This is a genomic window from Polaromonas eurypsychrophila (assembly GCF_014641715.1).
In the GTDB taxonomy this organism is placed as follows: Bacteria; Pseudomonadota; Gammaproteobacteria; order Burkholderiales; family Burkholderiaceae_C; genus Polaromonas; species Polaromonas eurypsychrophila.
The window spans coordinates 299,104-311,771 of sequence record NZ_BMIG01000002.1; the positions used below are offsets into that span (position 1 = coordinate 299,104).

The 12,668-nt window shown below is 62.2% G+C and carries 17 protein-coding genes; 11 read left to right on the top strand and 6 right to left on the bottom strand.

Annotation, left to right across the window (positions count from 1 at the left end; all coding sequences use genetic code 11):
- Positions 1 to 70: 70 nt before the first annotated feature.
- Genes IEX16_RS03835 through IEX16_RS03850 form a run of 4 tightly spaced genes read left to right on the top strand, consistent with a single transcriptional unit; the run spans position 71 to position 3,178 of the window.
- Positions 71 to 1,063, top strand: coding sequence for a KpsF/GutQ family sugar-phosphate isomerase (locus IEX16_RS03835; RefSeq protein WP_188706772.1), 993 nt, complete (start codon positions 71 to 73; stop codon positions 1,061 to 1,063).
- The gene (locus IEX16_RS03840; protein WP_188706773.1) at positions 1,063 to 1,674 is read left to right on the top strand and encodes a KdsC family phosphatase; all 612 of its coding nucleotides are present in this window, start codon (positions 1,063 to 1,065) and stop codon (positions 1,672 to 1,674) included. Before IEX16_RS03835 ends, IEX16_RS03840 begins: the two co-directional genes overlap by 1 nt.
- Entirely contained in the window at positions 1,674 to 2,357 is a 684-nt protein-coding gene (gene lptC, locus IEX16_RS03845) for an LPS export ABC transporter periplasmic protein LptC (protein WP_188706775.1), read from the top strand. The genes IEX16_RS03840 and lptC overlap by 1 nt, the downstream gene beginning before the upstream one ends.
- 41 nt (positions 2,358 to 2,398) lie before the next feature.
- Entirely contained in the window at positions 2,399 to 3,178 is a 780-nt protein-coding gene (locus IEX16_RS03850) for an SDR family oxidoreductase (RefSeq protein WP_188706777.1), read from the top strand.
- 65 nt (positions 3,179 to 3,243) lie between these two features.
- On the opposite strand, the gene IEX16_RS03855 is transcribed toward IEX16_RS03850, so the two are convergent.
- Positions 3,244 to 3,414, bottom strand: a complete 171-nt coding sequence (locus tag IEX16_RS03855; RefSeq protein WP_188706779.1) for a hypothetical protein — start codon at positions 3,412 to 3,414, stop codon at positions 3,244 to 3,246.
- A gap of 189 nt (positions 3,415 to 3,603) precedes the next feature.
- Between IEX16_RS03855 and IEX16_RS03860 the strand changes: the two genes are divergently transcribed.
- On the top strand, positions 3,604 to 4,446 hold the full coding sequence (locus IEX16_RS03860) for a metallophosphoesterase (RefSeq protein ID WP_188706780.1): 843 nt from the start codon (positions 3,604 to 3,606) through the stop codon (positions 4,444 to 4,446).
- A 69-nt stretch (positions 4,447 to 4,515) separates the two neighbouring features.
- Here the strand turns inward: IEX16_RS03860 and IEX16_RS03865 are convergent, their stop codons facing one another.
- Positions 4,516 to 5,178: a TetR/AcrR family transcriptional regulator gene (locus tag IEX16_RS03865; RefSeq protein WP_229676154.1), complete on the bottom strand. Its 663-nt coding sequence runs from the start codon at positions 5,176 to 5,178 to the stop codon at positions 4,516 to 4,518.
- A 201-nt stretch (positions 5,179 to 5,379) separates the two neighbouring features.
- Here IEX16_RS03865 and IEX16_RS03870 point away from each other — a divergent pair, with 201 nt between their 5' ends.
- Positions 5,380 to 5,931, top strand: coding sequence for a hypothetical protein (locus IEX16_RS03870; protein ID WP_188706782.1), 552 nt, complete (start codon positions 5,380 to 5,382; stop codon positions 5,929 to 5,931).
- 133 nt (positions 5,932 to 6,064) lie between these two features.
- Here IEX16_RS03870 and gstA read toward each other — a convergent pair whose 3' ends face one another.
- Positions 6,065 to 6,673, bottom strand: coding sequence for a glutathione transferase GstA (gene gstA / locus IEX16_RS03875; protein WP_188706784.1), 609 nt, complete (start codon positions 6,671 to 6,673; stop codon positions 6,065 to 6,067).
- Between the two features lie 309 nt (positions 6,674 to 6,982).
- On the opposite strand from gstA, the gene IEX16_RS03880 reads away from it, so the two are divergent.
- Genes IEX16_RS03880 through IEX16_RS03890 form a run of 3 tightly spaced genes read left to right on the top strand, consistent with a single transcriptional unit; the run spans position 6,983 to position 8,279 of the window.
- Entirely contained in the window at positions 6,983 to 7,168 is a 186-nt protein-coding gene (locus tag IEX16_RS03880) for a DUF1328 domain-containing protein (protein WP_188706786.1), read from the top strand.
- The gene (locus IEX16_RS03885; RefSeq protein ID WP_188706788.1) at positions 7,169 to 7,462 is read left to right on the top strand and encodes a hypothetical protein; all 294 of its coding nucleotides are present in this window, start codon (positions 7,169 to 7,171) and stop codon (positions 7,460 to 7,462) included. It abuts the gene before it with no gap.
- Positions 7,443 to 8,279, top strand: coding sequence for a transglutaminase-like domain-containing protein (locus IEX16_RS03890; protein WP_188706790.1), 837 nt, complete (start codon positions 7,443 to 7,445; stop codon positions 8,277 to 8,279). Before IEX16_RS03885 ends, IEX16_RS03890 begins: the two co-directional genes overlap by 20 nt.
- Here the strand turns inward: IEX16_RS03890 and IEX16_RS03895 are convergent.
- The 3 genes from IEX16_RS03895 to IEX16_RS03905 form a co-directional block, all read right to left on the bottom strand.
- A complete protein-coding gene (locus IEX16_RS03895) occupies positions 8,269 to 8,436 on the bottom strand; it encodes a hypothetical protein (RefSeq protein ID WP_229676155.1) in 168 nt (55 codons plus the stop codon). The genes IEX16_RS03890 and IEX16_RS03895 overlap by 11 nt on opposite strands.
- A complete protein-coding gene (locus IEX16_RS03900) occupies positions 8,433 to 9,203 on the bottom strand; it encodes a class II aldolase/adducin family protein (protein ID WP_188706791.1) in 771 nt (256 codons plus the stop codon). The genes IEX16_RS03895 and IEX16_RS03900 overlap by 4 nt, the downstream gene beginning before the upstream one ends.
- A gap of 88 nt (positions 9,204 to 9,291) precedes the next feature.
- A complete protein-coding gene (locus IEX16_RS03905) occupies positions 9,292 to 10,257 on the bottom strand; it encodes an AraC-like ligand-binding domain-containing protein (RefSeq protein WP_188706793.1) in 966 nt (321 codons plus the stop codon).
- A 220-nt stretch (positions 10,258 to 10,477) separates the two neighbouring features.
- Between IEX16_RS03905 and IEX16_RS03910 the strand changes: the two genes are divergently transcribed.
- Together IEX16_RS03910 and IEX16_RS03915 are read left to right on the top strand one after the other, a co-directional pair.
- A complete protein-coding gene (locus tag IEX16_RS03910; protein ID WP_188706795.1) occupies positions 10,478 to 11,677 on the top strand; it encodes an amino acid ABC transporter substrate-binding protein in 1,200 nt (399 codons plus the stop codon).
- 112 nt (positions 11,678 to 11,789) lie between these two features.
- Complete coding sequence (locus tag IEX16_RS03915) at positions 11,790 to 12,665, top strand: branched-chain amino acid ABC transporter permease (protein ID WP_188706797.1); 876 nt, start codon at positions 11,790 to 11,792, stop codon at positions 12,663 to 12,665.
- Positions 12,666 to 12,668 lie beyond the last annotated feature (3 nt).

Consider the following 12,668-nt stretch of genomic DNA (forward strand, 5'->3'; position numbering starts at 1 on the left):
GCCGGTGTTCAGCGCAGGCGTGGCACCCCTTTACAGACGCTGTTTAAAGGGGGCTCTATAGAATGCGGTCATGAGCTTTGATCCCGTGAAATTCGACCCTGCGCAGGCGCTGGCGCTGGCCCACGCCACCTTTGAAATAGAGGCTGCGGCCGTGCTGGGCCTGAAAAACCGGGTCGGTCCCGAGTTTGCACGGGCGGTGCAGCTGGCTCTCAACTGCAAGGGCCGGGTGGTGGTGATGGGCATGGGTAAAAGCGGTCACATCGGGCGCAAGATTGCCGCGACCCTGGCGTCCACCGGCACACCGTCCATGTTTGTGCATCCCGCCGAGGCCAGCCATGGCGACCTTGGAATGATCACCGCCGCTGACGTGTTGTTTGCGATCTCCAACAGCGGCGAGGTGCAGGAACTCACGTCCATTTTGCCGGCGGTCAAACGCCAGGGCGTGCCGCTGCTGGCCATGTCTGGCGCCCTGCAGTCCACGCTGGCCCGCCATGCCGATATCGTGCTCGACAGCAGCGTCGAGAAAGAAGCCTGTCCGCTGAATCTGGCGCCCACGGCCAGCACCACCGCCCAGTTGGCGCTGGGCGACGCGCTGGCGGTGGCCCTGCTTGACGCGCGCGGGTTCAAGGAAGAAGACTTTGCCCGCTCCCACCCCGGCGGCGCCTTGGGCCGCAAGCTGCTGACCCACGTCAGCGATGTGATGCGCTCCGGTGACGCCGTGCCGGCAGTGGGCAGGCGCACCGGCTTCACCGAATTGATGCGTGAAATGAGCAACAAAGGCCTGGGTGCCGCCGCCGTGGTTGACGACGAACGGCGGGTGCTCGGGATATTCACCGACGGCGATTTGCGCCGCCTGATTGAAAAGGGCGTGGACCTGCGGGCCAGCACCGCTGAAGAGGTCATGCATCCGGGGCCCCGGACCTTGCGCAGCGACGCACTGGCCGTGGACGCGGTGATCCTGATGGAGCAATACCGCATCACCAGCGTGCTGGTGGTGGACGATCAGGGCGTGTTGTGTGGCGCGCTCAACAGCAACGACCTGTTGCGTGCGAAAGTGATCTGATGGCCCTCACAAGTCCTCATGTTCCCGCTCTGACTTTTGCGCCCGAGTTGTTGCTGCGCGCGCAAAACGTCAAAGTGGCTTTTTTCGATGTGGACGGCGTGTTGACCGACGGTGGCCTGTATTTCGGTGAGTACCCGCCAGGCGATACGCGGGCCACCCTGCAGGATAGTTTCACCACCGGCGGCGAAACACTCAAGCGCTTCAATACCCTTGACGGCCACGGCTTGAAGCTGTTGCAAAGGGCCGGCATCACGCCGGCCGTGATCACCGGGCGCGACAGTGCGGTGCTGCGTTCACGCCTGCATGCGTTGGGCGTGAGCCATACCCATTTCGGCACCGAAGACAAGCGCCCCGCGGCCGAGCTCACCCTCAAGGAACTGGGCCTGGACTGGTCCCAGGCCGCCTTCATGGGCGACGACTGGCCAGACCTGCCGGTGATGCGGCGTGTTGCCTTGAGCGGCGCGCCCCCCAACGCGCATGTGGAAGTCAGGGCTGCAGCTCACCACGTCACGCAAGCACGCGGCGGCGACGGAGCTGTTCGCGAGTTCTGCGACCTGTTGATGGTGGCCAGTGGCCGTTATGCTGCGCTGCTGCAGGAGTACACGCGCTGATGGCCGCCAGCCGCCGCCGGCCTGCCTGGGCCGCCGCACACGGCTGGCGTCATGCGCTTGATCGTTTGTCGCGCGGGTGGGAGCGCACGGCCATCTACATCCCGGTGTTGCTGATGGGCCTGCTGGCCCTGGGCACCTACTGGCTGGTCAGAAACACCCCGGGATCGCTGCCGTCTGAAGGCCAGAAGGTCATCAGCAGCGAGCCGGACTACTACATGCGCAAGTTCGGCATCAAGACCTTTGATGACGCCGGCCAACTCAAGAGCGATGTTGCGGGCACTGAGGTGCGCCACTACCCCGATACGGACACGCTGGAGATCGACAAGGCGCTGATTCGCAGCTATAGCATCGAAGGCCGGCTGACAACCTCGACCGGTGACCGCGCGCTGACCAATGGCGACGGCTCCGAAGTCCAGCTGACGGGCAATGCACGCGTGGTGCGGGAGGCGTCGGTGGGTCCCGACGGCAGGGAGGTTGCCCGGCTTGAGTTTCGCGGTGAGTTTCTGCATGTGTTTGTCAACGACGAACGCGTTAAATCGCATTTGCCGGTGGTCATCAAGCGCGGCGCCGACGAATTTGAGGGCGACACCTTTGCCTATGACAACCTGGACCGGGTGGCTGACCTGAAAGGACGCGTCAAAGGTGTGCTGGTGCCCCGCAAAGCGATTGGCAGAGTGCCTTGAACCGTTTGCCTTTATCCAACCACGGCGCGAAGCCCTTGTCCATGTCCAGACTCGTTTTCATTACCGGCGCGTCCAGCGGCATTGGCCAGGCGCTGGCGCTGCGGTTTTCCCGGGCGGGCTATCGCCTGGCCCTGGTGGCGCGTCGAACGACGGAGGTTCAATCGTGGGCGTTGGCGCAAGGGATCAGCGCAGAAAGTTATGAACTATACAGCGCGGATGTGTCCCATCCGGAGAGCATTGTGACTGCGGGCCGGGCCTGCATCACATCGCAGGGCCTGCCCGATGTGGTGATTGCCAACGCCGGCATCAGTATCGGCATGGACACAGCCGCGCGCGAAGACCTGGAGGTGATGGCGCAGACGTTTGCCACCAACAACATCGGCCTGGCTGCGACCTTTCACCCCTTCGTGGATGCCATGGTGCAACGCGGCTCGGGCGCACTGGTGGGTATAGGCAGCGTCGCAGGCATTCGCGGCTTGCCGGGGCATGGGGCTTATTGCGCCAGCAAGGCGGCCGTCATCGCCTATTGCGAAAGCCTGCGCGGGGAGTTGCGGACTGCCGGTGTGAAGGTGGTGACGCTGTGCCCGGGCTACATCGACACGCCACTAACTCAGAAAAATCGCTATGCGATGCCTTTTCTGATGCAACCCGACGCTTTTGCCGACAAGGCATTCCATGCCATCGAGGCGGGCGTCAGTTACCGCGTGATTCCGTGGCAAATGGGCGTGGTGGCCAAGCTGCTGCGCCTGTTACCGAACGCGCTGTTCGACAAGGCGCTGGCCGGCCGGCCGCGCAAGCACCGGCAAGGCGTTAGCCGGTAAACATAGTGTGCGCCTTGGCCTGACCCGTCACCGCTGACGCCGTCAGCTTTTAGAGACCGACAAGGTCAGCGAACAACGCTGAGGTAGGCGAAGGCGGCGCGGCGCAATTCACGCGCTTGGCGCGGGTTGCGGCCAGCGCGGTCACTCGCACGCTCCATCAACTGGCGCGCTACGCCGGGGACGGGCCTGCGGCGTGCCGGCAGAAAACGAAGAAGGAAAGCAGTCAAGCGGTTCATATCAAAGTCCAAAGTCACCCGACAGGTGAAAAGTTGCAATGATTCAGAATTAAGGGTTTTCCCTTGGTTTGCAAGCCACCAAACTGCCGATTTGCATGCACAACACGCATAGTTTGGCCCGCTGCCGACATCAGCTGTCGCTGGCTGAGCTCGTCAGGAGTCGCCCGCGCTATCCCGCACAATCAGTGGGTGAAGATTCAGCTTCTTTCCGACCTGCACCTGGAATCCAATCCGCATTTTGTGGCGCAACCGACGCCAGGTGCCGATGCGTTGGTGCTGGCTGGCGACATCGGGTCTTACCAGAGCGGCTCCCTGCTCAAGGACAGCGATTTCGGGTTGGCGCGTTTTTCGCCGCTGCCGCTTGCCCAGGGGGGCGCCGCCTGGCCCACGCCAGTGCTGTTTATTCCGGGCAACCACGAATATGACGGCCTGGACTTTGACGCCACCCACACACGGCTGCGTGAAACCTGTGAACGTCTCGGCATGGTCTGGCTGGAGCAACAAACGGTGGTCTTGCAAGGCCTGCGGTTTATCGGCAGCACTCTGTGGAGTGATTTCGACGCGCTGAGCGCCGCAGCGGACGGCGCTAGCGAGGTCAGCCTGGGCGAGCAACTCAAGGCCCGTGAAAAAGCCTTTCGCGCGGCCAATTTTTACCTTCGAAAAAACCACGCCTTTCAACAGGGCCTGCCGATGCTAGCCGACGTCGTGCGCGAACGGGGTCTGCTAAGCCAGGCCTGGTTGCGGCAGGCGCTGGCAGTCCCGTTTGGTGGCCCGACCGTGGTGGTCACCCACTTCGCGCCGAGTCTGCTGAGCGGCGATCCGCGTTATGGCCTGGCGCCCGGCACCGCCGGGTTTTGCAATGCGCTCGACGATGTGCTCAAGGGCGCGCAACTCTGGTTGCATGGCCACCTGCATTGCCCCAGTGACTATGTGAAAAACGGCTGCCGCGTGGTGGCCAATCCGCTGGGTTATGCCCGCAAGGGTGAGCAAGACGGCTTCAAGCCCGATCTTCTTATCGAAATTGGCCTCTAGCCCATGTAAATCCTGGGCTGCACGCTATATTATTTGTAGCGTTTTGACAGGTGCGACGGCTGTTGCTGCTCAAGTCGGCCGAGCGTTCAGGCCTTCAAAACAGGTGCGGACCACCAGCTCGACGAGTTCCTGATCACTGTGTAACCCGCTGGCCTTGAGGAACTCCAGCACCGGGTCGCAGGCCCGTGCGTACAAGGTGTAGAGCACCAGCAGCGCCGGAAGTGAGGAGTTCAGCGAGCCGTCTTGCTGGGCTTGTTCTATCCAGCCACCGAGCTGCTCGCTGACCTGCATCAAGCCGTCTACATAGGCCTTGTTGTTGACCAGCGTGGTGCGCAGGCTGGAGTTGTGGTGCGGCAGTGAAGGCATTTCACCCGCCAGTTGCAGCTGCATCATCCATCGCACCATGGCCTTGAGTTGGTCCAGCGGCCGGGCGTTGGCCGGTAAACCTGCCAAAAACGCCTGTGCGCGTCCCACGACACGCACCATGGCGGCGGCAGCCAGGTCTTCCTTGCTTGGAAAATGTTTGTAGAGGCTGGCCTTGGCGATGCCCACTTCAGCGGCCACTTGGTCTACCGTCATCAGATCAAAGCCCTTTTCCGCCAGCAGGCGGTTGACGGCCTGCACGATGGCGTCCTCCCGCACAGCCAGCATGTGCGCTTTGAAGGAGACTTTCAACGGCGGCTCGGCCGGGGCAACAGGCAAGGCAGGGGGGGTGAGGGTGCGGATAACCATCTGGGAATTTTAGCCGCAGGCGTCTGAAAACAATGCCATTGATTAATTTCCAACTTTAAAGTCGTAACACTACCGAACAGTAATACACGATTTGTTCCAACTCAGTGAGGTGCTTGTTTTTGCTTTGCATGTATCTTGCTTCAAGCCACTCCAGCGTCTGCCTGCCTGGTTGTCCTGGTTGGATGTGCGCGGAGGATGATCATGAAAACCACCCTGAACTCGACCTTGGCCTGGTTGCTGGCGGTTGCCACTGCCTTGGCGCTGGCGTGGGCCGCGCCCAATGAAGCCAGTGTCATGGGCAGGCTGCCGGCTTTCATGGCACGCACGCTGGATCGCCAGGCGGTCAGCGTGCCTGAGGGTTTGCCGGCTGAGCGCACGCTGGCCTTGATTGCCTTTAAAAGCACCCAGCAAGCGCATATTGAAGGTTGGATTCAGGGCCTGAACCTCAAAGACGACCCATCGATCACCTGGTTGCGCATGCCAGTGCTCAACGATCCGGGCAACGCGGCTGGCCGCAGCGACATTGAAACCCGGCTGCTGCGCAAGTTCCCGGCCGATGCTGAACGCGCGCGGATGATGCCGGTGTTTACTGACCGCGACCACTTTGTCCGCTCCGCCGGTTTGAGCGGAACCGACCAGGTTTACGCCGTGGTCGTCAACCGCCAGGGCGAGGTTCTCGCAAGGGCTGAGGGCACGTTCGATGCCGACAAGGCACAGAGCCTGCGCGAGACCCTGAAGCAACGCGGCTTCTAGGAGCCTGGGCGGCAGAAGGAATGTCGGCTGCAAAGCGGCCGCGCCGGTCCATTTTTCGCTTCGACGCCTTCTGTCGCCCAGGCTCCTGGGCCGGATCAGCGCCGCAGATAGCGCTGAACCTGTCCCCTGCCGATCACTTCAGCAATCCTTCGTGCCGCATGGCTGCTTGGACTGCGGGCCGGGCCGTCATGCGTTCGCGAAAAGCGCTGATGTTGGCAAAACCGGTGATGTTCACCCCCACGCGCGGCGCCCAGTTGGTCACGGTGAACAGATAGGGGTCAGCGACGCTAAAGCTCTCGCCCATCAGGTAGGGCTTGCCGGCGAGCTGGCCGTCCACCCATGTCAGGCGCGACATCAGCTTGTCGATCACCAGGGGTTTGTAGTCGGCCGGCGTGGCCGGATTGAACAGCGGGCTGAAACCCTTGTGCAATTCAGTGCCAATGAAGTTGAGCCAGGACTGTAGCTGCGCGCGGGCCACTGTGCCGTTGGGTGGCGCGAGCTTTTTGTCGGGCACCTGGTCGGCGATGTATTGAACAATGGCCGGGCCTTCAGCGATGCGGGTTCCGTCGTCAAGCTCCAGCAGCGGCACGTAACCGAGCGGGTTGATGGTGTAGTAGTCGGTGCCGTCGTCGAGCTGGTGGGTTTTGGTCGGCGCGGCCACATGCTGGAAAGTCAGGCCTGACTCATGCAGCGTGATGTGCGGAGACAGAGAGCAGGCGCCGGGAGAGTAATAGAGCTTCATGGGTTTCCTTGGAGAGTGAGGGTGATGGCGTTAACGGTGTTCGCAGGGGTCTGTCAATGCTAGCGCGGGCCGGCATTTTTTGCTGGCGGCGCAGGGGGCTGGTCTTGACCCGACCGGTTTTACAAGCCTAAGCAGCCTCCAGCCCATGTCAATCATGCGTGTACAGCTATCAAAACAGGAGTAAAGGCCGGCCATCTGGCCTTGTCCTACAGGGCCACGCGCGGGGCGCTGATTTGGACCCCGTGGAGCGCCGCCTACCATCACATTATTGTTTGTACGGGCGCCATGCGCCCCACCAGGAGAGTCATGATGTTGAAGTACGCCATTATCTTTGCAATTATTTCGCTGATTGCCGGAGCCATGGGCTTTGGCGGTATTGCGGCAGGTTCGGCGGGTATTGCGGAGATCCTGTTCGGCCTGTTCCTGATCCTGGCGGTGATTTTCGTGGTGTTGGCTGCGCTGGGCGTGGGCGCTGTGAAAAAGGCCCTCAAGTAAATGCAGATCACGCTTGACTGGCCGCAGGGTGTGACGCTTCCAACTGACAAACGCGAGCCAGAAGCCGAATCGGGCACAGCCATGTCCCGGGCCAGCGCGCAGCGCGCCAGTGTGGCGCAACTGCTGCTGGTCGCTCGCCTGAAAGCGCGCAACCGCCGTGACCTTGCCGTGGACACGCTGGAGCGCGGCGCCCATGTGATCTGGGTGACCTGCAAGAGCTGGTTTTCCTCGGGCGGCTCATCCGCAAAAAATTCTGATTCCAACAAAGACACCGATGCACACCGCGACCATTGACTGCCTGCTTGACTACGATGTGGCAAGCCCGACCCATTTCCTCTTCAACATCGAGGCGGCTTTCCACGACAGCCACAAGGTACTCGAAGAACGTCTGAGCGTGACGCCCAGCGTCAAGGTTCGGCATTTCTGCGACGAACGCAATGGCAACCGGTTTTTCCGGCTGGACGCGCCGCGTGGCCTGCTGTCTGTCAACTACCACGCACGGGTCGAGTTGCACCATGCGCCGGTGCCGCTGTACCTGGACGAGGTGCCGGTGACGGCGGTGCCTGACGACGCGATGCGTTTCCTGATGCCGAGCCGGTATTGCGAGTCCGACATCATGAGCCGCGCGGCGCAACAGCTGTTCGGCCACCTGCCGCTGGGCTTGTCTCGTGTACGTGCCATCGAAAGCTGGATTCATGACTCCATCCACTACCTGCCGGGTTTCAGCAACTCAACCACGACGGCGCAGGAAGTGTTTGTGCAACGCGCTGGCGTCTGCCGCGATTTTGCGCACTTGGGCATCACCTTGTGCCGCGCATTGAACATTCCGGCGCGACTGGTGGTGGGTTATGTGTATTTCGATGAACCGCCGCAGGATTTCCACGCCGTCTTCGAGGCCTGGCTGGACGGGCGCTGGGTGATGTTTGACGCCACGCGTATGGCGCCCATTGACCGTTTGGTGCGTATAGGCACGGGCCGTGATGCCAAGGACGTGGCCTTCGCCACGATTTTTGGCGGCGTCACCATGCTGCGCAAGGAACTCACTATCGACCAGGGCGACATCCGTCCCGGTGAGGCCTTTTCCTCGCAGCCAGCCGTGCTTACGGCCTGATTACCGGGCCGGTACGGCGCAGCACCAGCAAGCCGAACAAGGTTGCGGTGATGTACATGCTGACTGAATAAATCGCCGCCGGCAGCGCGAGCTGGAAGTTGTCCAGTACCGCCAGCACCACCACGAGCAGTTGGGTGACCAGCAGGTTGCTGTTCACGCGCTGTAACCGAGATCCAGCCGGTCCAGCTTGCGGATCAGCGAGGGCCAGACAAAGGCGCCGCCCAGGCCGCCGGTCTGCACCCGCATGGCCTCGGCCACCCCCTTGACTATAAGCGGATTCACTGCAATCAATTCCCCGCCGGCCTGCGCATCGAGCTGGATGCGACAGGTGTTTTCAAACGTATACATGCTGAGGAAGGCATCGGCCACGGTCTTGCCGACCACCAGCAGGCCGTGGTTGCGCAGCATCAAAAAGTTGGCTGTGCCGAGGTCGGCTTGCAGGCGCGGTTTCTCGTCGTCACGGAAGGCCACGCCTTCATAGTCGTGATAAGCCAGCGAGCCCAGCACAAAAGTTGATTGCTGGCTGATAGCCAACACGCCGCATTTCTGCGCACTGACGGCGACGCCGGCGCGGGTGTGCGTATGCATCACGCAGCCGGCGTCCGCGCGCGCCTCGTGCACCGCGCTGTGGATCACAAAGCCAGCCGGGTTCACCGGGAAGGGTGAGTCAATCACCTTGTTGCACTTCTCGTCGACCTTGACCAGGCTGGAGGCGGTGATCTCGTCGAACATCAGGCCATAGGGATTGATCAGGAAGTGATGCGCGCCGGCGCCGCTGACCGACTCGGGCAGCTTGGCGCTGATGTGGGTGAACACCAGGTCGCTCCAGCCGTACAGCGCGGCGAGCCGGTAACAGGCGGCGAGCTCGCAGCGCAAATGCCACTCTTCAGCGCTGACGACTTCTTTGAGGGAAGGGATGTGCATGTGGGTGTCTTCGTAGGATAGGGCAGGATATTGTGCGCTATCAAATTGCTAGCTGTTGACGCCAGTGGGACAGGGGCTGCAGCCCAAATCAATGCTGAAGCGGCCCCGCTGCGGCCTGCCGGAAGGCGCTGGGGCTTTGCCCGGTGTGCTCGCGGAACACGCGGCTGAAGTGCGAAAGGTTGTTGAAACCCCAGGACAGCGCGATGCCGGTGATGGCGCGCGACTGAGGCCCGGTTTGCTGGATCTCGCGAATGCAGGCTTGCAGCCGCAGCCGCAGGATATAGCTGGCCAGGGTGTCGTCTTCCCCCGCAAAGGCGTTGTGCAGATGGCGCTTGCTGCAATTGAGCGCCAGTGCGATCTGCTCGATGGACAGCGCCGGATCCCGCAGGTTGGTCGCGACGTAGGCGCGGATGCGGTCTTTCAGCGCTTCGCGCTGAGTCAGCGCAGTGCTTTGTCCGGCTAACTCGATCAGCGACAACCGTACCAGTTGTGCAATCAACTCGCCCGCGCCCTGAGCGGCGGCGGCGCTCATGTTGGGCAGCTCCTGGTAGGTGCTGCGCATGGTTGTCAGCGCGACGCGCGAGATGCCGCTCGCGCCGCCGACGTGGCGCGCCATCAAGGACTCGAGCTGCAGGCCGCGCTCGACGATCAACGCCTTGGGCAGCATCACGATCAGGTGCTCGACCCGTTCTGGGTTCTCGACCGCGTAACAGCCGGTAGTGTCGTAAATGGTCCAGCCACCGGGGCTGACCCAGGCCTGGCGGCCCATTTGTTCGACGCCAGCGCGGCCGTGCATGGGTGCGACGATCTTTAGGTAGCCGGCATCGCTGGCACGCACCATGCCTGCAGTGCGCACGACGCGGTGGCGGTTCGCCTCGAGCCTGGTCAGGATCACATCGCCAGCATGGGCCGACGCCATGTGGCCATCGAATTCGGTGTCGCCGTAGAGGTCAGCCTCCAGACCGCCGAAGTGTTTCCAGACCCACTCGCGCCAGACCGGCGCGCGTTCACGCGGGGCGACATTGTCGGTGGATACCAGGGTGGCCGCTGTCATGCATGTCTCCGGTGGAAGGGCGCTGAACAGGCCTTGGGCCCTCATTAAAGATTATGGGTGTTGAGGCTTGTTCTGGCGCACCGTGGGGTCAAGGGTTAACCCCAGTCGCTGTGCGCTGGCCGACAACTGCTTTGTGCGCGCTCAGCAAAGTGCGGCGCGGGATCCCTGCTTATCATCCGTCTTCCGCTGCCCGCCGGGCGCGTACAACGAGGAGACATCCATGGTCCAGCCATCCAGACGCACATTGATCCAGGGCGCCGCCGCTGCCGTCGGCGCGGCCGCTTTTGCACCGCAACTGTTTGCACAGGCCGCGCCCGTGCGTGTCGGTTACGCCATCGCGCGCACCGGCCCGTGGACCGGCGGCGCGCAGGTCAGCCAGGAGCCCAACTATCTGCTGTGGGCCGAGCAACAAAACGCGGCAGGCGGTATGGATGTCAAGGGCACAAAACGCCCGATTGAGCTGATCAGCTCCGACGACCGCAGCGACATCGAGACCTGCGTGCGTTCGTACGAAAAACTGATGGGCAGCGACAAGGTTGACCTGATCCTGCCGCCCTGGGGCAGCAATGCCAACTTCGCGATTGCGCCGCTGGCCAACCGCATGGGTTACCCGGTGCTGGCGCCCACCGCGCTGTCGCGAAAGTTGGTCGAGCTCAAGCTGCCCAACTTCTTCCTGCTGCTGCAGCAGCCCGACCGCATGGTCGGCGCGCTGGTCGACATGCTGGTGGCCAACGGCGTGAAAAGCGTCGCTGTCATTTATGTGGACGATTTGTTCGGACTGGAAAACTTCTCCGCACTGCGCACGGCGCTGCGCGGCACCGCCATCCAGGTGCTGGAAGAAAAAAGCTATCCCGGTGACATCAAGGACCTGTCGCCGGTGCTGCGCTCCATCAAGGACAAGAATCCCGATGCCTTCATCGGCCTGAGCTACCCGCCCGACACCATTCTGGCGAGCAAGCAGTCCAAGGAAATCGGCTTCAATCCCAAGTATTACTACGCCTCGGTCGGCACCGCCTTTCAGCTTTACCGCAACGTGATGACGCCGGCCGGTGCCGAAGGCGTGCTCGGCATGGGCTCATGGAACAGCAAGACCAGCCCCGCTGCCAAGGCCTACTTCGATGCACACACCAAGAAGTTCGCCGGCAAGGAACCCGATCGCTGGGCCAGTGGCGCCTGCTGGGCCGGGCTGGAAATCCTGACGGCCGCCGTCAAGCAGGCCGGGCTGGACCGCAAGGCGATCCGCGACTATGTGGCCGGTACCACACACAAGACCATCATCGGCGACGTCAAGTTCACTGGCAGCGAAAACACCGCCACGGCGGGCAGCGTGAGCCAGTGGCAAAACGGTGAGTTCGAGGTGGTGTGGCCGCTGAAAATGGCCACCGCCAAGCTCAACCCGGTCAAGCCGGCCTGGAAATAATCTTCCGAAAACTGTCATTGCGGGCCTGACCCGCAATCCATGCCCTGTTCACTGCGGTGGTCAGGGCGCCTTCGGATGCCGGTCACGACCGGCATGACAAGCCTTCCCCACCATGTCACTTTTTTCCTGGTTTGAATTGATCGCCTCCGGGCTGATCACCGGCGGCATCTATGCGTTGGTCGCGCTCGGCCTGAATCTGCAGTACGGGCTGATGCGCATCCTCAATATCGCGCATGGCGAGTTCCTGATGCTGGGCGCCTACCTGACCTGGATGGCGCACACCACGCTGGGCATCTCGCCGCTGCTGATGGTGCCGGTGTCCTTTCTGCTGCTGATGGCGCTGGGTCTGGTGATCCACAAGCTGTGTTTCCGGCGCCTGACCGTGACTTCACCGAATCTCGACATCTTCGAAGCGCGTGGCCTGATGGTGGCTTTTGGCCTGATGTTCCTGGTGCAGAACTTTGCTTCCTTCATGTGGGGCGGCGACTTGCGCGGTTATGACTACCTGGCCGAGCCGGTGAAGATTGGTGAGGCGCAATTTGCCGGCAACAAGCTGCTGGTGTTCGGCCTGGCGCTGCTGTTTTCCGGCGCGCTGATCGCCTTGCTGCGTTTCACCTTGCTCGGCAAGGGTGTGCGCGCGCTGATGCAGTCGCCGACCGGTGCGCAACTGGTTGGTATCGACACCCAGCGCCTGCACCCGCTGATGTTCGGCATCGGCCTGGGCTTGTCGGGCGTGGCCGGTTGCCTCTTGTCCATGGCCTACACCATCACGCCGTCCATGGGTGAGCCTTACACCGTCACCGCTCTGATCGTGATAACCCTGGGTGGCTTCGGCAGCATGAGCGGCGCGCTGGCCGGCGGTCTGCTGCTTGGCGTGGTGGAAGCGCTGGGCATGCATTTCACCAATCCTTCGTTGAAGGCGCTGCTGTCGTACAGCGTGTTTATTGCGGTGTTGCTGTTGCGCCCGCGCGGCCTGTTTGCGAAGTAAGAA

Coding starts and splice junctions, on each gene's coding strand:
- IEX16_RS03865 (WP_229676154.1), bottom strand. CDS start 5,178: ATGGTTATCCGCACCCTCACCCCCCCTGCCTTGCCTGTTGCCCCGGCC.
- IEX16_RS03890 (WP_188706790.1), top strand. CDS start 7,443: ATGCACACCGCGACCATTGACTGCCTGCTTGACTACGATGTGGCAAGC.
- IEX16_RS03915 (WP_188706797.1), top strand. CDS start 11,790: ATGTCACTTTTTTCCTGGTTTGAATTGATCGCCTCCGGGCTGATCACC.
- lptC (WP_188706775.1), top strand. CDS start 1,674: ATGGCCGCCAGCCGCCGCCGGCCTGCCTGGGCCGCCGCACACGGCTGG.
- IEX16_RS03885 (WP_188706788.1), top strand. CDS start 7,169: ATGCAGATCACGCTTGACTGGCCGCAGGGTGTGACGCTTCCAACTGAC.
- IEX16_RS03880 (WP_188706786.1), top strand. CDS start 6,983: ATGTTGAAGTACGCCATTATCTTTGCAATTATTTCGCTGATTGCCGGA.
- IEX16_RS03835 (WP_188706772.1), top strand. CDS start 71: ATGAGCTTTGATCCCGTGAAATTCGACCCTGCGCAGGCGCTGGCGCTG.
- IEX16_RS03855 (WP_188706779.1), bottom strand. CDS start 3,414: ATGAACCGCTTGACTGCTTTCCTTCTTCGTTTTCTGCCGGCACGCCGC.
- IEX16_RS03905 (WP_188706793.1), bottom strand. CDS start 10,257: ATGACAGCGGCCACCCTGGTATCCACCGACAATGTCGCCCCGCGTGAA.
- IEX16_RS03850 (WP_188706777.1), top strand. CDS start 2,399: ATGTCCAGACTCGTTTTCATTACCGGCGCGTCCAGCGGCATTGGCCAG.
- gstA (WP_188706784.1), bottom strand. CDS start 6,673: ATGAAGCTCTATTACTCTCCCGGCGCCTGCTCTCTGTCTCCGCACATC.
- IEX16_RS03910 (WP_188706795.1), top strand. CDS start 10,478: ATGGTCCAGCCATCCAGACGCACATTGATCCAGGGCGCCGCCGCTGCC.
- IEX16_RS03840 (WP_188706773.1), top strand. CDS start 1,063: ATGGCCCTCACAAGTCCTCATGTTCCCGCTCTGACTTTTGCGCCCGAG.
- IEX16_RS03900 (WP_188706791.1), bottom strand. CDS start 9,203: ATGCACATCCCTTCCCTCAAAGAAGTCGTCAGCGCTGAAGAGTGGCAT.
- IEX16_RS03870 (WP_188706782.1), top strand. CDS start 5,380: ATGAAAACCACCCTGAACTCGACCTTGGCCTGGTTGCTGGCGGTTGCC.